The sequence below is a fragment of the Paenibacillus sp. GCM10023250 genome (assembly GCF_042653205.1).
GTDB lineage: Bacteria > Bacillota > Bacilli > Paenibacillales > Paenibacillaceae > Paenibacillus_Z.
Genome location: NZ_JBHSHY010000065.1, coordinates 1 through 20,573 on the forward strand (window position 1 = coordinate 1; position 20,573 = coordinate 20,573).

The following is a 20,573-nucleotide window of genomic DNA, read 5'->3' on the forward strand; positions in this document are numbered from 1 at the left end:
CGCACGAGCGCCGCCGTGCCGGCCGCCTCCGCCGCGGCCAGGGGCACCGGCTCCGGCGCGGCGCCTTCGCCCGCCGCCGGGCCCGCCCCCGCGGCCGCGGCGAGCAAATAATGCAGACCAGCCGCGGCCAGCCCCGCGGCGCCGGTCACGAACACGGCGTCGCCGGGCCGCGCGCCCGCCCGGCGGATCGCCCCACCGGCCGCGACCGTCCCCGTGACCGTCACGGCCACGACCAAGTCCCGCGGCGACGACGTCGTGTCGCCGCCGACCACCGCGACGCCGTACTGCGCGGCGCACGCGTACAGCCCGTCATAGAGCCGGCGCACGCGCTCCGGCCCCCAAGCCTTCGGCGCGCTGACCGACACCAGCGCGTGCCGGGGCGTGCCGCCCATCGCCGCGATATCGCTCACGTTCGCGGCGAGCGCCTTCCAGCCGACGTCTTCCGGCGCCATCGTCGCGTCGTTGAAGTGGACGGTCTCCACCATCGTGTCGACCGCCAACAGCCATTCGACCGGGCCGCCGGTATCCGGCGGCGGCCCCACGACCGCGGCGTCGTCGCCGATGCCGAGTACGACGCCCTGCGCAGCCAGCAGCGACGCCGGCTGCCGCTGATCCGTCCAATGGCGGATTCGCGCAAATTCGTCCACGTCCGACCCTCCAATGGCAGCGTTCGCGCTTCCGAGTAATTGTCCTTATTATATCGGCCCGCCCGCGGCCCCGCAACAAAAGCGAACAAGGCCGCGCGTCGCCCGCGCGGCCCTGCCTCTCGATTGTTGCGCTTGCACGCCGGACGGACGGTCCTCGGCACGCAAGCGCAACGCTAATGAATATCCCGCTTCTTGAAGCGGCCGCCCTTGACGTCGTGAATGTTGCCGACCGCGAGGAACGCGCTCGGGTCCAGCTCCTGGACGATCGACTTCATCTTGGCTTCCTCCAAGCGCGTAATGACGCAGAAGATGACCCGCTTCATGCCCCCGGAGAAGGCGCCTTCGCCCTGCAGATACGTGACGCCGCGGCCGAGCCGGTTGATGATAGCGTCGCCGATCTCCTTCGCTTCGTCGCTGATGATCCAGACCGACTTCGACTGGTCGAAGCCCTCCAAGGTGACGTCGATCATCTTGAAGGCGATGTAGTAGGCGATGAGCGAGTACATCGCGCTGTCCCACGAGAAGACGAAGCCCGCGCTGCCGAGAATGAACAAATTAAAGAACATGACGATCTCGCCGACCGAGAACGGCGTCCTCTTCGTGAACAGGATCGCGATGATCTCCGTGCCGTCGAGCGAGCCGCCGAAGCGGATGACGAGGCCGACGCCGATGCCGAGGATCACCCCGCCGATGACCGGCGCGAGGAACGTGCTGTACGTGAGCGCCTTGACGGGATGCAGCAGCGTGGTGCCGATGGACATGACCGTGACGCCGTACAGCGTCGAGAGCGCGAACGTTTTGCCGATTTGCTTATACCCGATTATAAGAAAGGGCAAGTTGAGCAAGAATAGAAAGATACCGAGAGACACGCCCGTGATATGAGACAAAATAATGGAAACGCCGACGATGCCGCCGTCGATGATATTGTTCGGCACGAGAAATATCTCGAGCGCGACCGATACGAGTGCCGCTCCGATCGTGATGAATACGATCCGCCGAAGCAATTCGAGCTTGGTAAGCTTGTAATGCTGTTTCGCCATTTCTTCTCCCCCTGTCGCATGGATCCCGAAAAATCCATCTTCTTCTTCCATTATACCGCTTTTTCCTGCGATTTCAAAATCAAAAGCCGCTTTATCGCGACTTATATATCATCTAAATCCGTTTACCTTCGGATTTCGCACATTTAATCTGACTTTTCACCATACTAAAGCTAGCGTTTCGCTTGGAATTAATCCGGCCCCGAAGCGCGCGAGAAGGCCGGCGCTCATCGAGCCCGGCCTTTGGTTCATGCATCGTCGCCCCGTCAAGCGGTCCGCCTGCGGGCGCTCTTCTCCTACGCTTCGCCTTCTTCTTTCAGGCGGTCGCAGGAGACGGTGTGGGTGTCTAGCGGATCGGTGCCGACCCGCACCGTCGCCATGCCGTTCGCTTCGTCGACGTTCTCGATCCAGACGGATTTGTCGCCTAATTGCACGTCGAACGTATCCTTCGACTTGTAAATTTCCATCGCGCGTTTCGTATCCATGGTTACTCCTTCGATTCGATGACCATCGTATCCGTGGTGGATTCTTCGATCAGCCCGTTATTCAGCGTTACCGTACCGCCGCCCAATCCCTCGTTAATCATCCGGTCGATGTCCATGAAATAATCTTCGCGTCCTTCGTGCTTCTTATCGTTGCTCGACCCCGTCGGGGAATTGCCCGCTTCGCTCATCCCTTCATGCCTCCTTCAGATGATTAATGGCTGTGCTAACGAAAATATGCCCGAATCGGCTTAGCTTCATGCATTCGGGGGAAGACTGAAGACTAGAGGAAGCTTGGCGCAATACGGCATCCGGGCGCTCGGCCGCCCGCACCCACAATCGCGAGGAGGAACGCCTTTATGCATACCGTTTGGAAAGGGGCCATCAGCTTCGGCCTCGTCCACGTGCCCGTCAAAATGTTTTCCGCGACGGAGGACAAGGACATCTCCATGAAGCTGATCCACCGCGTCTGCGGCAGCAACGTCTCCTACATCCGCAAATGCCCGACCTGCGAGGTCGAGGTGGAGTGGGACGACATCGTCAAAGGCTACGAATACGAGAAAGGCCGCTACGTCCTGTTCGAGAAGGACGAGCTCGAGCAACTGTCCGGCGAAGCGACGAAGACGATCAATATTCTCGATTTCGTCGCGCTGGAGGAGATCGATCCGATCTATTTTCAGAAAACGTATTACCTCTCGCCCGATCAGGCCGGCGGCAACGCCTATAATCTGCTGCTCGAAGCGATGCGGCAATCCGGACGGATCGGCATCGCCAAAGTGTCCATCCGGTCCAAAAGCTCGCTCGCGGCGATCCGCATCATCGGCGATTGCCTGGCGATGGAGACGATCTTCTACCCCGACGAGATCCGCTCCGTGAATCAGGTGCCGGGCCTGCCCGACGCCGTGAACGTCAACGAGAAGGAGCTCGCGATGGCGCGGATGCTTATCGAGCAGCTGTCCACGCCGTTCGAGCCCGCCAAATACACGGACGACTACCGCGCCCGGCTGATGGACCTGATCCAGCATAAAATCGCCGGCGAAGAGGTGTCCGTCGCGCCGGAAGCGCAGAAGACGAATGTGCTCGACCTCATGGCCGCGCTGCAAGCGAGCCTCGAGGCCGTGAAGCTGCCGCCAAACGCGCCGGGCGGCCTCGACACGAGCACGGCCGGCGCCGGCGCGCCTGCCGCCGCGGGACAGCCGGCCGCGGCGGACGGCGGCGAGGTCGTCGCCAAGGTGAAGAAGCCGCGCGCCCCGCGCAAGACGAAGAAGGAAGACACGGTGTCGTAGATGGAACAGACCTGGCCGCAACCGTTGCCCGACGACCCGTCTCCCTTCGCCGGACCGGACGGCGGCCCGTCCGGCCGCTCGCTTCCGCTTCCGCTCCCGGCCGAGCCGATGGCCCCCGTCTCCGCCGAGGAGCTGCCCGCCGGCGGCGGCTGGGGCTACCAGCTCAAGTGGGACGGCGTGCGCATACTAGCTCGGCTGGATGGCCGCGGCGGCGTAGAGCTGTTCTCGCGGAAGCTGTATCTGAAGAACGGCGTGTACCCCGAAATCGCCGCCCTGCTGGAAGCGAAAGCCGGCGATCTCGGCCGCTGCCTGCTGGACGGCGAGGTCGTCTGGTGGGACGGAATCCGGCCGAATTTCCAGCAGGTGCTGAAGCGGGAGCGCTCGCGCGGGCTCGCTCGCCAGCCGCTGGCCGCGGACGCGTCGCAGCCGCCATCGGCCAAGCCGGATGCAGCCGCCGGGGCGACGAGCGGCCTGCCGGCGGCCGGCGGCGCGAAAGAGCGGCCGTCTACGGTCCGCGCGAACGCGATGAAGCCGCTCCCCGCGGAAGCCGGCGGTCCGCGGCCGTTCGGCGGGCTGGTGTACGTGCTGTTCGACCTGCTGGCCGACGAGACCGGGGATCTCCGCTCGCTTCCTTACGAGGAGCGGCATCGCCGGCTGACGGCGCTGTGCGGCGACGGCGATCCCCGCCTGTTCGCGGCCGACCTGTTCCGCGACGGCGAAGCGCTGTGGTCCTGGGTGGAAGCGAACCGGTGGGAGGGCGTCGTCAGCAAGCGGCTCTCGAGCCCGTACCGCGAAGGCAAGAAGCACCGCGACTGGCTGAAGAAGAAGACGGCGCTCGTGCTGGACGTCGACATCGTCGGGCTGAAATGGCGGGGCGGCATCGTGGCGAGCCTCGTCATGGAGCTGGAAGGCGAGTATCTCGGGAGTGTCTCGCTCGGGCTGAACGAGGCGCTCCGCAGCGTGCTCGCTTCCACGTTTCGGCCGCAGCGCTCCCATTTGGCCGTCGTCGCCTGCCCGTTTCCCGCGCTGCCGGACGATCTGAAGCACGAAGACGTGCAGTGGCTGTCGATGCCGTTCCGCTGCCGGGTGACCGGGCTCGAGCTGACGTCCGCGGGACAGCTGCGCCATCCGAAGCTGGTGACGTTCCTGCCGAAGGAGCCGCTCTCGTGAGCCGGGCCGTCAAAGGGACGATCGTGGTGGAGGGTCAGGAGCTGACGGTCAGCAATCCCGACAAGCTGCTCTGGCCGGAGATGGGCATCACCAAGGCCGTGTTCCTGCAGCGGCTGGCCGGGCTCTCCCCGTGGCTGCTCAAGCATTGCCAGGACCGGCTGCTGACGACGATCCGGTTCCCGGACGGCGTGAACGGCAAATCGTTCTATCAGAAGAACTGCCCGACGCCCGCGCCGGACTTCGTGGAGACGGAGCGGCGCGATAGCATCGACTACGTGAAGCTGACGTCGCTGCCCGTGCTGCTGTGGCTCGGCAATCTGGCCTGCCTGGAATACCACGCGTCGTTCGACCGCGTCAGCGACCCGCTTCGCCCGACGGAATGGGTGCTCGACCTCGATCCGTCGCGCGAGGAGGAGCCGCGCATCATGGAGGCGGCGCTGCTGGCCGGCGACCTGCTCCGGTCGCTCGGCATCGCCTCAACGCCCAAGACATCGGGGGCAACCGGCGTCCAGATCATCGTGCCGCTCGTCAAGGACCTTACCTTCGACGAGCTTCGGCGCATCGGCGAATTCGTCGGGTCCTACCTCGCGGACAAGCATCCGCGGCTGTTCACGGTAGAGCGGCTGAAGAAGCATCGCGGGGACCTGATCTATGTCGATTATTTGCAGCATTATCAGGGCAAAACGATCATCGCGCCCTACTCCCCGCGGGCGCGCGCGGCGGCGAGCGTCTCCACCCCGCTGCACTGGGACGAGGTGCGCCGCGGCGCCGCGATCGCGGACTACCATCTGCTGAACATCGAGGAGCGGCTGCGCCGGGAGGGCGATTTGCTGGACCGCGTCCACGCCCAGTCGCTGCGGACGATCTTGACGTTCATCGGGCGGCGGTAAGCACAGGCTCGGCGAACGCTTGTCCGCGACGCGTCAAGGCCGCCATTCGACGAATGGCGGCCTTGACGTTATGGTATGAGTGGAGGGCGCGGCCGGACTCGGCTGCATGCACCGTACCCGGTACCGCTATTTCGGCGGCGACCGTCGGCCGCGGCACACCGGCCCGCTGCCTTCCTACTTCAAAATCTCTTCGATCCGTGCCAGCACGTCCTCGCTCAGCACGATGCCGGACGCCTTCGCGTTCTCGACCACCTGCTCGGGACGGCTTGCGCCGACGAGCGCGCTCGCCACGTTCGGCTGGCGGAGAATCCAAGCCAGCGCCAGCTGACCCGTCGTCACCTCGAGTTCCGATGCGATCTCGGACAGCGCGCGCACTTTCGCGAGCTTCTCTTCCGTGATGCCTTTGCGCATCCACTCCAGCTTGTTCGCGCGGCTGTCGGCCGGAATGTCCGCGAGCGTCGTATATTTGCCCGTCAGCAGGCCTTGGGCCAGCGGGGAGAACACGACTTGTCCGATGCCGTTCTTCTCTCCGTACGGGATGACTTCCTTCTCGATGTAACGCTCGAACATATTATAGACCGGCTGGCTGACGACGATGCGGTCCAGCAGATAACGGTCCGCCGTGCCCAGCGCGTCCGCCATCTGGGACGCCGTCCATTCGCTCACGCCGGCGTACAGCACCTTGCCCTGCCGGATCAGGTCGTCGATCGCGCGCAGCGTCTCCGTCAGCGGCGTCTCCGGATCGTACCGGTGGCAGTAGAAAATGTCCACGTATTCGACGCCGAGCCGCTTCAGGCTCGCGTTGGCCTGCTCGGTGACATGCTTGCGGGACAGCCCGCGGTCGTTCGGTCCGTCGCCCATCGGCCAGAACGCTTTCGTCGCCAGCACGTAGGAATCCCGTTTATAAGCTTTCAGCGTCTCGCCAAGCAGCGTCTCTGCCGCGCCCCGCTCGTACACGTTCGCCGTATCGAAAAAGTTGATGCCGAGGTCGTAAGCTTGCTCGATCGCCTGTACCGCGTTCTGCTTCTCGACGTATCCGCCGTAGGTCAGCCAGCTGCCGAGGCTGATTTCGCTCACTTTCACGCCGCTTCCGCCAAGTCTTCTGTATTGCACCGCAATCCCTCCAAGCTTGTTTTTGTGGATCGTGACGGGCCTTCGAACCCAGCCCATATGCCAGCCCTTCTATTCTATCAGCCGTTGTGCACAAATAGAAAGTAGTGAAATAAATCTCATTATATTATACCGATTATATCTGCTATACTTAAGGTAACCATGTTCAAGGGAGGCTGAAACCCGCATGACCTTAAGCAATTACGTGCCGAAAGAACCTGCCATGATCGAGTGCAACATCGAGAAAACATTGGATGTCATCGGAGGCAAATGGGCCTTCCTCGTGCTTCGCGAGCTGTTCTGCGAGAAGCGCCGCTTCGGCGAGCTGCAGCGGCTCATTCCGGACGTCAGCCCGCGCGCGCTGACGAGCACGCTCCGCCATCTGGAAACCCAGGGCGTGCTGGAGCGTCACGTCTTCCCGACCGTGCCCGTAACGGTCGAATATTCGCTCACCCCGAAGGGCATGGACCTGCACCGCATTTTGCATGAGATGAAGCTGTGGGCCGCCAAGTGGACCTAATCGCCCCGTCGCCTCGGGTCATACATGAAAGAGCAGGCGGAACGCTTTCGTTCCGGCCTGCTCTTCTTCGTTGACGGGGCGGTTAAGGCATAATAGGCCGGCGAATTCGCCGCCGATCAAGGCTCGGCGGACGGATACTAGATTGAATACTAGATTTAGTTCCTAAATTTCGCCGGCCATCACGGCCAGCGTCCAGCGCTCGATCTTGTACGGCAGCGGCTTGCAGCTGCGGCGCGCCGGCTTGCTCCGCGCGTAATCGGCGATATCCGGGCGGCCGCGCTTGCGCAGCGCCTTTTTCGAGCGGTGCAGCACCATTTTGACCGCGGGTACGGTGCACTGCAGCCGGTCCGCGATATCCTGGTACGTGTAATCGAATACTTCCGCGAGCAGCAGCATCTCCGTTTCGCGTTCGGACAGCAGCTCCGTCAGCCACTCCACCATCCCCCGCACGGACGCGTAATCGGGGTCGTGATAGGGCGGCAGCTGCGCCTCTTCGATGGGAACGGCCACGCCGCGGTGCTTCCGGTGCGCGTCGATCTGCACATTGCGGGCGATCTTGTATAACAGCGAACGCGGGTGACGCAGCCTCCCCGTATCCCGATACTGCTTGAACGCCCGAAGCAGCGCCTCCTGCATCAAATCCTCCGCCTCCCATTTCGAAGACGTCAAATAGCTGCAATACGCCCGCACCTGCTTCAAGTGCGGCCTTACGGCTTCTTCGAACTCGGTCCACGGCTGCATGCTTTCGCCCCCTTGCTGGTTAATGATGTTCGGCTTATCCAGCCCTAAGTCTAGCAGGCGATTATGAACCTCATGTGAAAAAACGGGAACTGCCGGGCGCAGCAAAAAACCCCACGCCCGCCTGGCGGCGGACATGAGGTTGCGTCGGGCTTGGCGTGCGGGTCGCCCGCAAGCCTATTCGCCGATCGTATCGAAGGACAGCTCGTTGGCGTTGGAGCCTGGCGTGACGTACCATTTGCCGTCTTTCTTCTCCATTCCGTAGAGCGTCACGGTCTTCACGGCGAAGTTGTCGTCCGCCGAGCCGTCCTTCGCGGTCATCTCGTAGCGGAAGGCGACGAGCACGAGCGCGCGGTCTGCGCCTAGCTCGACAACGGCGGTGCGCGTCACGGCGGCCTTGAGCGCGTAGTCGGGATCCGTGATCAACCCCTCCACTTCGCCTGCGTCGTCTTCGATGCCTTCACTGTCGCCGGGCAGCAGCGTCGCCTTGTACGCGCCGATATCGCCGGCGTTGATGGCAGCCGCCTGCGCGTTCACCAAGGCGATCAAGGCAGTCTTGTCCGCGTCGGGTGCTTGAATCTCCTGCGCCCACAGGCTATTCTCGTCGAGCACCGTCGACGAATCCCATTCGACCAGGTAGATCGCCCACTTGCCGTTCGCTTCGCGGTGCAGCGTGTAGTAGACTTCGTACTCCATGTCCGGGAAGAAGCCGTCGCCGCTTATCTTCGTCGCGTCCTCGACCGTGTACACGACCGCCTCCGAAGGCGTGTACGAATCGAGCGCCATGTCCACGAATTCCGTCTTGCTGCGAATCTTCGAGAATTGCTCGCGAATGTTGGCCGAGAGCGCGTCCTTCAGCGGGGACTGGGAATGGAACAACGCCATGTACGCGTCCGCGTCCTGCTTGTCCTCGGCGGCGGCCAGCCCCTTCACGACGGCGAACGCCTCTTCCTGCTGCGCCGCGGTCGGCTTCTTGTCCGCGATCGTGACGATCTTCTTGGCGCCGTCCCACGCGACGTCCTTATCGGACAGCGCCGCGATGAAGCGGACGCCGACCATCGTCCGGCCGTTCAGCAGCTTCATCTCGCCGTTGACCGGCACCTTGCCGCCGTCCACGAGCACGGTCGTGCCCGTCGGCGTCATCTGAATCGTGCGGACGTCCGATTTCGCCTTGATCGTTTTGGTCTTGGCGTTGTAGTCGATGGAGTAGCCGAGCTTCGTGAAGAGCGTGCGGAACTCCACGAAGGTTTTGCCGTTCATTAGTACGGGCGGCGCCGGGAATATGACCCATTCCCCGTTCAGCTTGACCTTGATGTCCGCCGGCGCGCTTGCCGCGGAAGCCGTTCCCGCAAATGCCGCGAGCGCGATCATAAGGGATAATGCCAGTCCAACCCAACGTTTCATCGTAACCCTCTCTCTCATCTAGTGACAAATCATAGTCGAATCTACCTCATCGTACTTGATCTTACAACTATTAACAATACACAAATAATAGCAAGCCGCGCGGCCGCCGTCCGTTGCCGCCTACCTCCGCGCCCAGCGCCGGAACAGCCGGACGCATAGCGTCACCCAGCAGGCGCTGACCCAGTAGCCGCCCAGAATGTCGGTCGGATAGTGCACGCCGAGATAGACGCGGCTCAGGCCGATGCTCGCGATCATGCCCCCGCTGCAGACGACCAGCACCGCGCGCCATCCGCGGTTCGGCAGATGGCGCCACAGCAGGTACGCCGCGAGGAAGTAGAACGTGAACGCCGCCATGGAATGACCGCTCGGAAAGCTGTAGCCCTGCTCCTCGACGATCCGGTGGATGTCCGGACGGGCCCGCTTGTAGATCGATTTCAGCGCGTCGTTCAGCAGCGTCGAGCCGAGCATGCCGCCGAGGAGCAGCACCAGCTCCTTGCGGTGCCGGAGCACGACGGCCAGGAAGACCGCGAGGATGAGTACCGCCGGGATGACGACGCTCGACGAGCCGATCTTGCCCAGCGTCTTGGCGATGGACGTCAGCGCGTCGTTCTCCCAGCCCTGGACCGTGCGGATGATCGCGCTGTCGAACTGTTCGAGCCTGTTGCGCGACACGAGCATCGACAGGCCTTGAAAGCCCGCCACGGCAAGAATAAGCAAAATAACCCACATCGTAATGCAGCCCCCGTTATTAGCATGATTTGCTTATTATAGCGGCTCCCCGCATCGCCCGGCTACGGTTAATTTCCCGCAAACCGCGGGCGGAAAAGCAAATGCCGGGAAGTCTCGTGGACTTCCCGGCATTCCGAAGGCGGGCTATTGCCTTCAAGCCTTGCCCGGCCAGTTCATGCTTCGCGCCGAATCGGATCGGCTTACAGGCTTCCGTTCTGCTGCAGCAGCAGATAGAGCCGGTACATCATTTGCGCGGTTTCCGCTCTCGTCGCCTGACCCGCCGGGTTCAGCGCCGAGCCGCTGCCTTGGACAACGCCTGCTTTGACCATTTGAGCTGCCGCTTCGACCGCGTAAGGCGCGATTTTCGCCTTGTCGCTGAAGCCGTTCAACTCGGCCGGAGCGCCGCTCAGGTTCAGCTTGCCAGTGACGTCCATCGCCCGGCTCATCAGAACCATCATGTCCTGACGCGAGATGAATTCGCGCGGATTGAACTTGTTGCCGCCCGTGCCGTTCGCGATGCCGAGCGCCTTGACGGTGCCAAGCGCTTGATAGTAGTAGTCGCTCGCCTTGACGTCGCTGAAGTTGGAGGTCACATCTGCCTTCAGGCCCAGCATGCGGACGAGCATCGCCATGAAGTCAGCGCGCGTAATCCGCTTGCCCGGCTCGAAGGTCGTGGCCGACGTGCCGTTGATGATGCCCTTGCCGGCCAGCACCGCGATCGCGTCCTTCGCCCAAGCGTAATGCGAATCCACGTCCTTGAACGGGTTGGCCGGAATGGCCGGCGTGCCGCCATTACCGTTGTTGCCATTGTTGCCGCCATTTCCGTTGTTGCCGATGTTACCGTTATTGCCGTTATTGCCGTTGTTGCCGTTGTTGCCATTATTGCCGGTGTCGCCGTTATTTCCGTTGCCCGGATTCGCCGGCTCCGTCGTCTCGCTCGACGTGAAGCTCCAAATGTCGGAGCGCGCCAGACCGCTGTAAGCGTCCTTCGCTACGGCGTACCACTGATAATAATTCCCCTTCGCCGCGCCGTTCCACGCCGCGGAAGCCGTGCCGCCGCTTGCGACGTTCTCCTGCCTGCCGATTGATTGATCCGTGTATACCTTGACGCCGAAGTAGTCCGTCGCGACCTGCTTATGCATCGGCTGCAGATCGACGTCCAGGTCGAACTCGTCCTTGCCCGGATACGCGGCCGGATCGTAGTAGTTGTAATCGTCCAGATAAGGCGAGTACGTCTTCACATGAATCTGGTTGTTCTTCGTATCGAACTGGAGCAGGCGGATATAGCCGAGGCCGCCCTTCTCCGCGCCCTGGTAGTCGGCCAACAGCTGGTACACCTTGCGGTCCGGTACGCCGTCGCCGTTGTCGTCGATTTCGTCGACCAGTTTCTCGGCGTCGTGATAGTGGCCGCAGAGTACCGCGATGACGTTCTTGTTCGGCACAACGACGCGCTCATGGATTTTCTCCGAGATCGGCGCGCGGTTGTCGGACACGAGCAGATACTCGTGGAAGTCGAGAATCGCCTTGCGGTCCGGATACGCCTTGACCACGTCGTCCATCCACTGGATGTCCTCGTCGCGGATATCCCAGCCCATGTAGATGACGATAAAGTCATTGCCGCCAGCCGAGATCAAATCGTAGTGGCCGCGGTTGTTCTGATAGGAACCGCCGTACGTCGGCTGCTTCTTGAAGCGGTCCTCGCCGAAATATTGATAGAACTTCGTATAGTCGGCGTATTGGTGCGACACGTCATGGTTGCCCGCCGTCACGCCGTACGGAATGTTGGCATCCTCGAGCACCTTCATGTCCTTGTCGGCTTCCTGCCACTGGTATTCCTTGTCCGCCTCGTCGACGATGTCGCCGGTATGGATGACGTACTTGATGTTCATGTCGTCCTTATGGTCGACGATCCACTGCACGTTGCCCTCGTAGATCTCCGGATAGCTCTCGGAGTAGTACTGGGTGTCGGACATCCAGACGAAGCTGAAATCGTAGTCGTCCTGCTTGACCGGCAGCTCGTCCTGCACCATGACATGGATCGTGCCGTCGATGGCGTAATCGCCTGCTTGTACTTCCGCGGACAGCGCGAACTCTTCGTTGCCCGCGACCTTGCTGTCGAGCATCTTCCACGCCTTATCGGCGGCGTGCCACGCGTACAGGCTGACCTTGCGGCCTTCCAGCGATTTGCCCTTCCAATCGATTTCCACGCTGTCCGTCGCCTTGACGGACGGATCGAGGTTCACCTCGAACCGGTGGTACGGGAATTTCTCGTCGGAATCCTTCACCAGGAATTGACCGTCGTCCTTGCCGATCAGGCTGTAATCTGCGTCCGTGAACGCCGTTTCGCCCTCCGGCTTCAGCGTCTTCGGCGGCTCGACGTCCGACGCGTTCTCGAAGGCCGAGAAGCCCGCGCGATGGTTGGCGTCATACAGATAGCCTTTCAAGAAATCGACGTTCATGGCGTCGCCCGACGGATCCGTCACCTTCACGGACAGGTTCGGCGCCCCGTTCTCCCCGTCCGCCGGCGAGATCAGCTCGGGCTTCAGCGGGTTCTCGTCCGGCACGCCGAACGTGATCGTCTGCTCGACCTTGTTGCCCACGTTGTCCTCGGCATCGATGACGAGCGTATGCTTGCCAGGCGCCAGCTTCCCGGAAGACGTCGCGTACGGCAGCGCGATCTCTTTGCCGTCCAGCGTCGTCTTGGACGACTTGAGGCCCGACACGGCATCCGTAATCGCCGCGCTAATCGTGAATGCGCCGCGGTACGTCTTGCCATCCTCCAGGCTCGGCTTCACGGCCGGCGCGGTGTTGTCGACCTTGATCGTCGCCTTCACCTGCTCGTGCGCGGCGTTCTCCACCGTGACGGTATGCTCGCCGTCCGCCAGCTTGGTCGTATCCAGGTCGTAAGCCTGCGACTTGAGATCGGCTGCCGCGAGCGGGAGCTTGAAGTCCACGGCCGGATTCTTGCCCGCGCTGTCGCCCATCTTGATCTCCGTCGCCGGATTCGCGTGGTCCTTATCGTAGATCACGGTGCCGTCGGCCAGCACGAGGCGGACGTTCTTGACCGTGAAGTCGTCTTTGTTCTCCTCCGGACGGTCATCGAACGGCGAAGACTTCGTACCTGCCCGGATCGAGAGGACGTTGTCGCCTTCCTTCAGCCGGCTCGCTGCGATCGGCACGGTCAGCGTCTGGTACGTGTTGATCGGATCCATGAACGTGTACAGGATCTCTTGGCCCATCGTCACGCCGTTCTTGAAGTAATAGTTGACCGAATTCGCTTCGAACGCGAAGGACGGATCCTTCTCGAGCGCATGGTACGTGCCGGCCGTCTGCGCCTTGCCGTCGATGCTCAGCTGCAGCGTGTCCGGAGCGGCATCCTCCGCCGTTCCCTTCACGACCTTCGTGCCGCCGACGATATCGCCGTTCTTCAGGTTCAGGCGAAGCGGAGAGCGGTCCGAACCGCCGGTAATCGCGACCGTCGCCGGATCCGTCGTCACGGTATTCGTGCCGTCGGACACTTGGAAGTAGTATTGCAGCGCCGTCTTGCCGATCAGATCCGGCGAATACAGCTTGAAATGGTACAGCGCGTCGTTATAGTCGCGGTACAGGTATCGGCTCGTATAGCCGGCATCCTTGTTCGTCTTGTAGAACAGCTTCACGGACTTCACGCTCAGATCGTCCTGCGCGTCCGCTTCGATCGCCAGATCCTTGGACTGGTCGATGCTCGTCACGCCTGTCAGATCGGTCACCGTCGGCTGGGCCTGGTCGGCTGGGGTCGCGACCGGGATCGCCGGAACTTGCTCCGAGGTTACGCTGCCCGGCGTCGGCGTCGCCGAGCCGGCGCTCAGCTTGATCATCGTCGTGCTGCCGTTCGTCGGATAGCCGAAGACGATCGCTTTGTCCGTCGGCGTTTCGCCCGAGGTTCCCTCATAGTAGGCGGCGGATACGTCCACGTGCGTGTTCGTGCCGATGACGAGTCCCCGTTTGCCGGAGTTGGCCATGCCGTCGGAATGGATTTTGAATATATCTTTGTTTTCCGTCAGGCTCGTATGGTAGAAGGCATTAAAGTCGCTGACCGTGCTGGTGCCGTTGGCCGCGTTGATGATCCAGAACACGACCGTCTTGCCCGGCTCGATCATGACGTCCTCGCTCGGGCTCTCGAACGGCCATACGAGGTCGGCGTCCGGCCCGGAGTCCGTGTAGCGGTAATACAGCTTGTAATCCTTCAGGTTGATCGCTTTGTCGGAGTTGTTGTACAGCTCCACGAACTCGTAGCCGTCCGAGCTGCCGATGTTCGTGCTGTTCGGCACGAGCTCCGTCACGAGCAGCGGCGGCACCTTCTGCGGATCGAAGTCCGGCACGTTAACGTCGACGGTATAGGTATCCGTCTTGACCGTGTTCTTCGCGTCCTTCGCCTCGATGTAATAGTCGAACCTCGCTTCCTTCAGCTCGCCGCGCGGAATGTCCGCCAGGTACGTATGGCCGGAAGTCACCGCCATCGGCATGGACGAATACGTCGTTTGCGACTGCGTTTTGTAATACACCGTCGCCGACACGGGGTCGAAATCGCCGTTATCGCTTTCTTTGTTCGCGATGTCCGCGGTGATCTGCAGGTTGACGTTCGTCTCCGCTCGCGTCACCGGCGTATGCGCGATGACCGGCGGCTCGTTCGTGCCTGCTTCCGGCAGGGAGACCGGCTGCTTCGGTACTTGGTTCGCGTTCACCGCGCCCGGCGTCGGATTGGCAGCGCCCGCCGAATCGAGCAGCATGGCCGTCGTGCCGTCGTCCGGATACTTGTATTGAATCGGCTTGTCTTCGATGCTGCTCACTTGGCCTTCGTAGTGGGCCGACACGATTTCTTGGTTCGCGGAATTGCGGAACACGATGCTTCTGGCGCCGCCGTTCGCCATCCCGTCGTTGGTGATCTTGAACAAGTTCTGACCCAGTTTCAGACTTGTACCGAAATGGTCGTTGAAATTTTGTTCGGTCAACGCCGTCGACCCGCCGTTAGCAATCCACAGCACGACCGATTGCTGAGACGGAATGATAACGTCGCCTGTTTCCCATTGAGTTTCCGTATTCGGCGTTTTGTCCGTATAGCGGTACATGAGCTTATAATCTTTTAAATTAAGCGTACGATTGGAGTTGTTGTACACCTCAATGAACTCGTAAGCGTCGTAGTCCTTGGCGTCAGGTCCCGTGACGTTCGCCGAGTTCGGGTTCAGCTCCGTGACGAGCAAGGCCGGTACGTAGTTATAGTTCATGCTCGCACGGACGTTCACCGTGTATACTTCCGTGTCCTTGGATCCCGTCCCGTCGGTCGCTTCGATGTAATACTGCAGCTTGCTCTCGGTGAGCTTCTCCTTTGGAATCGCCGCTTCGTACGCGAACTCGTCGGCCGTCGAGCGGTCCTCGTTCTTCGTCATCGGCAGCGCCGTGTACGTCGTTTCCGAGTTCAGCTTGTAGTAGACCGTCGCCTGAACTTTCGCCGCGTCCGCGCCGTTCGGGGCAAGCTTCGCCATCAGCTCGAGGTCGCTGTCGTCGATCGCGTCCGTCACCGGCGTATGCGCGATCGTGACCGGCGTTTGCGGCAGCGGCGGTTCTTGGCCGCCGTCGTCCGGCGTCTGCGTCGGCACGAGGACGCTCTCGGCGGTGCCCGGGGTGGCGGCGTGTGCGCCTGTCGCATACTCGCCATCGGTCACCATGGTCATTTTCGTGCTGCCGTCGGTCGGGTAAGTATAGAAGATGCCTTTGTCCTTCACGGTCTGGTCATCATTCTGGTAAGAAGCGGATACGACGACGCTGCCGCTCTTATCCTTGATAATCAGGTCGCGCGGCTGACTGTTATGCATGCCGCCGCCACCGGCCAACCGAAAGAGGTTGCTGCCTTCGACAAGCATCCCGCCATCAACCAATTTGTAATTCGCGTTGAAGTCGTCAACTGACAACGTCGCGTTGCCGCTGTTCATAACCCAGAACACGATCGAGCCTTTAGCCGGGATAATGGGATTGTCGCCCGCTCTGACTAGCTCCCAGTTGGCATCCACGTCCTTGTTATTGCTATCAACATAATGGTAGTCGATGCTGTAGTTATCGAAGAACGTAACCGGCGAATTGGAATTGTTATAGACCTCGATAAATTCAAAGGCATCCGTCGCAGGGGTATAATTCGGCACGTTCGAGCTGTCCGGCACAAGCTCCGTAATTAACAGCTTCGGTACCTTCGTAAAATCAAATCCTGCCTGCGCTCCGTCCGCGCGGACGATGCTCGAGCCGTAAGGGCTCATGATTCCCAACAACAAACTTGCCGTCGCCAACGCGCCGAGTGCCGGCTTGACGAGCTTTCTTCTACCCACGAGATGTGCACGCTCCATTCATGTTGTATGCGGTCTTTGCCGTGAGGGACCCCCTCCGCTAGACTGCCGAAAAAAAAAACCGTATATGTTAGTTTATAAAGCAATTATGTTCCGGAAGTTAATACCATATTGAAATCTTGTAAATCTTGGCGCAGGCCGCAAAAAAAGGGTTGCAAGGGGTAGAATGAGCGCACCGCGTCGAGCGACGAGGCGGTTGGAGCAGCCCGAATGAGGGAGGGTTATCGCGAAAAAACCGCCCGCCGCACTCCATTGCGGAGGCGGCCGGGCGGCTTGCCAGGCAGTCTGGATTTGCAGATTAAGGAGCGAGCGAGATCCAAACGGCCGTCTTGTCGTCGGACTTCTTCACCCGCGGGAATCGCGTGCAGTCCGGGTCGGTATCTTCCAATTCCGCGACCCATTCCATATACGGGCGCAGGCCCATCTCCCGGACGAGCGCGGCGATCTCGGCGGCGCTGTCCTTGTCCGATTCTCCCGGCGGCTTCGGCATGTACAGGCCGTCCGTGAACAGCAGCAGTCCCTCGACGTTGGAGGTGCTGATCCGCCCGGACTCCACGAAATCCGCGCACGCGGGATCGCCGTTCAGCACGCCGTAGCCGCCCCGGCGGTTGGCGAGGGCGCGGCCGGCGACGATTTGGCCTCTTGTGTGATCCCAGAGCTCCGCTTTCGTGCGCAAGCCGGCGGCCACGCCCGCCAGCCAGACCGCCTTCGTCCGGTCGTCCACATGCGCCAGCTGGTCATGCGTCAAGATGCGGATCGTACCGTCGGCGTAATAGACGGCGATCATGCAGTCCCCGAGCTGCGCGTATTCGATCCAGGCCGGACCGACGCGGACGAATGCGGCGCAAGCGCTCCAGAGGGCCTCCGGCACATCCGGCGCAATACCCGCATCCGCCATCGCCCCCCGCAGCCGCGCGTTCGCAAACGTCAGCATCTCGTGCAGACTCGCGCCGGCCAGCGCTTCATCCCGGCACGCTTCCGCCGCATGCCGCGCCGCCAAATACCCGCCGGTCTCCCCGCCCGGGCCGCGGTAAGGCGCGAGCGACGTCGCCCCGTCGAGCACCCCGAACAGTCCGATCCGCTCTTCGCTGACGATCGCGTCCTCGTTCCAATCCCCGACGCCTTGCATCGTTTCCACCGTAATGCGCATCTTTCGGTTCCTCCTCGTTGCGGCGTCAAGCCCAAGCCGCGCGTTCTCGTTCAAGCTTATGCCAGCATCGGCCGGCTTGGCAAGCCGCGGCGCCGATCGGCACGGGGAGCGGCTGTCACGCGCGGCTCCCGAATCCCGAATCCCGAAGCGGACTTGACGGCCGCCGCCGGACACAATAAAAACCGCCCCATCGCCAAGTAGGCGACGGGACGGCCGATGATTACGCTTCGCTCCATAATGACCCGCCGGGCCGCGGACAATCCTTGGCCGCCAGCTTGGCCCGGACGCGGACGAAGCAGCCGCAGTGGGAGCAGGTCGTGCCGTACTGCAGCGACGGGCAGCCCGCGCACTGCGCCAGCCTCGCGCGGTACCGCCCTTCCTCGACGCAGTCGCCGGGATGCAGCGCCAGCTTGCCGAGCACCCGCTCGATCTGCGCCTCGGTCGCGTACACGGATGCGCCGCAGCCTTTGCACGGCTCCCGCCTCCCCGCCTGTGTCGCCGCCTCCATGACGCGTTACCCGATCCGCAGCATGGCGACGGAAGCGGGCGGCAGCGTCACGCGGATCGTGCCGTCCGGCTCGCGCTCCGCGCCCGCGAACGGTACCGGACGCACACGGTCCGGCTGCTCCGGCGTATTATGCGCATTCAGCGCGTCGCCCTGCAGCAGCGTACCGGCGATCGGCGCGTCGGCGGCGGACAGTCCCCGCAGCTCGAGCGACAGCGCTGCCGTCTCGTCGTGACTGAGATTGCACAAGCTGACGTGCAGCGCGCCGTCCTGGCCGCGGGAAGCGGATACGCTCGTCTGCGGAATGGAGACGCCGCCGACCGTGTATAGCGCTGCCGCGAAGTCCAGGTCCAGCAGCTCCGCGTCGTGATGCGCCTTGAACATCTCGAAGACGTGGTAGGTCGGCGTGAGCGCCATCCGGTCCCCTTCCGTCAGGACGACGGCCTGCAGCACGTTGACCGTCTGGGCGATGTTCGCCATCCGGACGCGGTCGGCGTGCTTGTGGAAAATATGCAGCGTCGCGGCGGCGACGAGCGCGTCCCGCATCGTGTTTTGCTGATAGAGGAAGCCCGGATTCGTGCCCGGCTCGACGTCGTACCAGGTGCCCCATTCGTCGACGATCAGGCTGATGCGCTTCGCGGGATCGTACCGGTCCATGATCGTCTTGTGCTTCGCGATCAGCTCGTCCATGACGAGCGCCTTGCGCAGCGTCCCGAACCAGGCTTCCTCGCCGAAGTCCGTGGCCGACCCTTTCGCCGACCAATCGCCCGGAATCGTATAATAGTGCAGCGTCAGCCCGTCCATGAAGCGCCCGGCTTCGCGCATCAGCACGTCCGTCCACGCAAAATCGAAATCGCTCGCGCCGCACGCGATGCGGAAGATCCGGTTGTCGCCGTAATTCCGCACGTACGTCTGGTAACGCCGGTATTCGTCCGCGTAATATTCCGGGCGCATGTTGCCGCCGCAGCCCCAGTTCTCGTTGCCTACGCCGAAATACGCGACTTTCCACGGCCGTTCGCGGCCGTTCTCCGCGCGAAGCGAGGCCATCGGCGACTCGCCGTCGAACGTCAGGTATTCCACCCACTCCTGCATCTCCTGCACCGTGCCGCTGCCGACGTTGCCGTTGATGTACGGCTCGCAGCCGAGCAGCTCGCAGAGCAGCATGAATTCGTGCGTGCCGAAATGGTTGTTTTCGACCACCCCGCCCCAATGCGTGTTGACCATCCGCTTGCGGGACTCGCGCGGGCCGATGCCGTCCTTCCAGTGGTACTCGTCGGCGAAGCAGCCGCCGGGCCAGCGCAGCACCGGAATGTTCAGCCCCTGAAGCGCTTGCAAAACGTCGTTGCGGATGCCCTTCGTGTTCGGGATGGCGGAATCCTCTCCGACCCAGATGCCTTCGTAGATGCAGCGCCCCAGATGCTCGGCGAAATGCCCGTAAAGGTTGCGATTGATAGTGCCGATCGGACGATCGGCGTTAATAACGGCGCGATTGGTCATGCCAGCTGTCAGCCTCCATGCTTCATGATTTCGTTAGATTAATAATTTTGTTAATCAATAAACAAAAAATTAACTCCTGATCTCATTAAACCCGAAGTCGCGCCGTTTTTCAATGCCTTCGTCTAATAAATCAGCTTGCGCTCCGTCAAAATCTTGTCGAAATCCCGCTGCCGGATCGACACATCGGTTCGGCCGAGCGTAATGTCGAGATCCAGATGCAGGCCGGCCAAGGCCGCAACCAGCGCGAGCAGCGCGTCCCCGCTGTCTTCGACGCTTCGCTCCCCGGAGGGCGATCCGACGTAAATGCCGAGCCGCGAGCCGGACGCGATGACGGACGGGTCGTAACGGTACGGCGGAAAAGGCAGCGCATGCAGGAGCCCGCCTTCCGCCTCGGCCTGTTCCGTGAAAACGATCTCCGGGAAGCAGTCCGATTCCGGGAAGAGCTTGCGCAGCGCCGCCTCGCACGCCTCCTGCGTCTCGCGCTCCCACGTCGCGCCCAAGTAGTCGTCCGCGAGCCCGCCGCTCGCCTTCCGGCGGACCTCGAAGCGGATCGCGCTGCTCCCTTCGGGACGGACGGCCGCCCAATAGTCGCCCTTCCGAATCCCGTATTCGATCGCCTCCACGTCGAAGCTCGCCTGCGGATACGTCGTGTTCAAATAACGAATCACATCGCGCCGGAACAAATACTTTTCGATCGGATCCCCGCTGCCCGTCAGAAAAAAGACCAGCTTCCAAACAACCACAACAATTCCAATGATTACAAATATCAGGATGATCCTGACTAGATTCTTTCGTAATACGTCCATCCTGCCGCCTCATTTCTTGCGCGATCCTATAAAAGTAGTGTAAGTATATTTGGCATTTCTACCAAGCCCTTATTTTTGCCGGTACCCGTGCGGGACTTGCGTCAAGCAAAAAAGGCCGCCCCCCAGGAGCGGTGCCGGGGGGGCGGGGCGCGCGGGCGCGCGCGGGGCGCGAGGGCGCGCGAGGGGCGCGGAGGGGCGCGGGGCGCGGGGCGCACGCGGGGCGCGGGG

Annotated in this window: 17 protein-coding genes; 4 read left to right on the forward strand and 13 right to left on the reverse strand. The window is 62.0% G+C overall.

Annotation, left to right across the window (positions count from 1 at the left end):
• The 4 genes from ACFPB1_RS26240 to ACFPB1_RS26255 form a co-directional block, all read right to left on the reverse strand.
• A partial coding sequence (locus ACFPB1_RS26240) for a thiamine-phosphate kinase (RefSeq protein WP_379229153.1) occupies nt 1-647 on the reverse strand: 647 nt, incomplete at its 3' end.
• A 173-nt stretch (nt 648-820) separates the two neighbouring features.
• Nucleotides 821-1,687, reverse strand: coding sequence for a YitT family protein (locus ACFPB1_RS26245; protein WP_379229154.1), 867 nt, complete (start codon nt 1,685-1,687; stop codon nt 821-823).
• Between the two features lie 293 nt (nt 1,688-1,980).
• Nucleotides 1,981-2,169, reverse strand: a complete 189-nt coding sequence (locus ACFPB1_RS26250) for an H-type small acid-soluble spore protein (RefSeq protein ID WP_379229155.1) — start codon at nt 2,167-2,169, stop codon at nt 1,981-1,983.
• Nucleotides 2,170-2,171: 2 nt separating this feature from the next.
• A complete protein-coding gene (locus ACFPB1_RS26255; RefSeq protein ID WP_090644062.1) occupies nt 2,172-2,357 on the reverse strand; it encodes a hypothetical protein in 186 nt (61 codons plus the stop codon).
• Between the two features lie 168 nt (nt 2,358-2,525).
• Here ACFPB1_RS26255 and ACFPB1_RS26260 point away from each other — a divergent pair, with 168 nt between their 5' ends.
• Genes ACFPB1_RS26260 through ligD form a run of 3 tightly spaced genes read left to right on the forward strand, consistent with a single transcriptional unit; the run spans nt 2,526 to nt 5,512 of the window.
• Nucleotides 2,526-3,452, forward strand: coding sequence for a Ku protein (locus tag ACFPB1_RS26260; RefSeq protein ID WP_379229156.1), 927 nt, complete (start codon nt 2,526-2,528; stop codon nt 3,450-3,452).
• A complete protein-coding gene (locus ACFPB1_RS26265; protein WP_379229157.1) occupies nt 3,453-4,622 on the forward strand; it encodes a DNA ligase in 1,170 nt (389 codons plus the stop codon).
• Nucleotides 4,619-5,512, forward strand: a complete 894-nt coding sequence (gene ligD / locus ACFPB1_RS26270; protein WP_379229158.1) for a non-homologous end-joining DNA ligase — start codon at nt 4,619-4,621, stop codon at nt 5,510-5,512. The genes ACFPB1_RS26265 and ligD overlap by 4 nt, the downstream gene beginning before the upstream one ends.
• A gap of 174 nt (nt 5,513-5,686) precedes the next feature.
• On the opposite strand, the gene ACFPB1_RS26275 is transcribed toward ligD, so the two are convergent.
• On the reverse strand, nt 5,687-6,625 hold the full coding sequence (locus tag ACFPB1_RS26275; RefSeq protein ID WP_379229159.1) for an aldo/keto reductase family protein: 939 nt from the start codon (nt 6,623-6,625) through the stop codon (nt 5,687-5,689).
• 184 nt (nt 6,626-6,809) lie between these two features.
• Between ACFPB1_RS26275 and ACFPB1_RS26280 the strand changes: the two genes are divergently transcribed.
• A complete protein-coding gene (locus tag ACFPB1_RS26280; RefSeq protein WP_379229160.1) occupies nt 6,810-7,142 on the forward strand; it encodes a winged helix-turn-helix transcriptional regulator in 333 nt (110 codons plus the stop codon).
• A 162-nt stretch (nt 7,143-7,304) separates the two neighbouring features.
• Here ACFPB1_RS26280 and ACFPB1_RS26285 read toward each other — a convergent pair whose 3' ends face one another.
• From ACFPB1_RS26285 to ACFPB1_RS26320, 8 genes are all read right to left on the reverse strand, one after another.
• Nucleotides 7,305-7,883 carry an RNA polymerase sigma factor gene (locus ACFPB1_RS26285; protein ID WP_379229161.1) on the reverse strand — a complete coding sequence of 193 codons (579 nt, stop codon included), beginning with the start codon at nt 7,881-7,883 and terminating at the stop codon, nt 7,305-7,307.
• A gap of 174 nt (nt 7,884-8,057) precedes the next feature.
• Nucleotides 8,058-9,284 (reverse strand): stalk domain-containing protein, encoded by a 1,227-nt coding sequence (locus tag ACFPB1_RS26290; protein WP_379229162.1) that lies wholly within the window; start codon nt 9,282-9,284, stop codon nt 8,058-8,060.
• Between the two features lie 120 nt (nt 9,285-9,404).
• The gene (locus ACFPB1_RS26295; RefSeq protein ID WP_379229163.1) at nt 9,405-10,013 is read right to left on the reverse strand and encodes a phosphatase PAP2 family protein; all 609 of its coding nucleotides are present in this window, start codon (nt 10,011-10,013) and stop codon (nt 9,405-9,407) included.
• Between the two features lie 200 nt (nt 10,014-10,213).
• Entirely contained in the window at nt 10,214-16,369 is a 6,156-nt protein-coding gene (locus ACFPB1_RS26300) for an S-layer homology domain-containing protein (protein WP_379229164.1), read from the reverse strand.
• Between the two features lie 316 nt (nt 16,370-16,685).
• Nucleotides 16,686-17,537 (reverse strand): protein phosphatase 2C domain-containing protein, encoded by an 852-nt coding sequence (locus ACFPB1_RS26305; protein ID WP_379229165.1) that lies wholly within the window; start codon nt 17,535-17,537, stop codon nt 16,686-16,688.
• A 220-nt stretch (nt 17,538-17,757) separates the two neighbouring features.
• Nucleotides 17,758-18,045 carry a hypothetical protein gene (locus ACFPB1_RS26310; RefSeq protein WP_379229167.1) on the reverse strand — a complete coding sequence of 96 codons (288 nt, stop codon included), beginning with the start codon at nt 18,043-18,045 and terminating at the stop codon, nt 17,758-17,760.
• A gap of 6 nt (nt 18,046-18,051) precedes the next feature.
• The gene (locus ACFPB1_RS26315) at nt 18,052-19,539 is read right to left on the reverse strand and encodes an alpha-N-arabinofuranosidase (RefSeq protein WP_379229168.1); all 1,488 of its coding nucleotides are present in this window, start codon (nt 19,537-19,539) and stop codon (nt 18,052-18,054) included.
• A 122-nt stretch (nt 19,540-19,661) separates the two neighbouring features.
• Nucleotides 19,662-20,345 (reverse strand): hypothetical protein, encoded by a 684-nt coding sequence (locus ACFPB1_RS26320; protein ID WP_379229169.1) that lies wholly within the window; start codon nt 20,343-20,345, stop codon nt 19,662-19,664.
• Between the last annotated feature and the right edge of the window lie 228 nt (nt 20,346-20,573).

Bases quoted from the DNA above. Each gene is read 5' to 3' on its own strand.
- ACFPB1_RS26285 (WP_379229161.1), bottom strand. From the start codon at position 7,883: ATGCAGCCGTGGACCGAGTTCGAAGAAGCCGTAAGGCCGCACTTGAAG.
- ACFPB1_RS26265 (WP_379229157.1), top strand. From the start codon at position 3,453: ATGGAACAGACCTGGCCGCAACCGTTGCCCGACGACCCGTCTCCCTTC.
- ACFPB1_RS26290 (WP_379229162.1), bottom strand. From the start codon at position 9,284: ATGAAACGTTGGGTTGGACTGGCATTATCCCTTATGATCGCGCTCGCG.
- ACFPB1_RS26280 (WP_379229160.1), top strand. From the start codon at position 6,810: ATGACCTTAAGCAATTACGTGCCGAAAGAACCTGCCATGATCGAGTGC.
- ACFPB1_RS26305 (WP_379229165.1), bottom strand. From the start codon at position 17,537: ATGCGCATTACGGTGGAAACGATGCAAGGCGTCGGGGATTGGAACGAG.
- ACFPB1_RS26320 (WP_379229169.1), bottom strand. From the start codon at position 20,345: ATGGACGTATTACGAAAGAATCTAGTCAGGATCATCCTGATATTTGTA.
- ACFPB1_RS26255 (WP_090644062.1), bottom strand. From the start codon at position 2,357: ATGAGCGAAGCGGGCAATTCCCCGACGGGGTCGAGCAACGATAAGAAG.
- ACFPB1_RS26260 (WP_379229156.1), top strand. From the start codon at position 2,526: ATGCATACCGTTTGGAAAGGGGCCATCAGCTTCGGCCTCGTCCACGTG.
- ACFPB1_RS26295 (WP_379229163.1), bottom strand. From the start codon at position 10,013: ATGTGGGTTATTTTGCTTATTCTTGCCGTGGCGGGCTTTCAAGGCCTG.
- ACFPB1_RS26310 (WP_379229167.1), bottom strand. From the start codon at position 18,045: ATGGAGGCGGCGACACAGGCGGGGAGGCGGGAGCCGTGCAAAGGCTGC.
- ACFPB1_RS26315 (WP_379229168.1), bottom strand. From the start codon at position 19,539: ATGACCAATCGCGCCGTTATTAACGCCGATCGTCCGATCGGCACTATC.
- ACFPB1_RS26245 (WP_379229154.1), bottom strand. From the start codon at position 1,687: ATGGCGAAACAGCATTACAAGCTTACCAAGCTCGAATTGCTTCGGCGG.
- ACFPB1_RS26250 (WP_379229155.1), bottom strand. From the start codon at position 2,169: ATGGATACGAAACGCGCGATGGAAATTTACAAGTCGAAGGATACGTTC.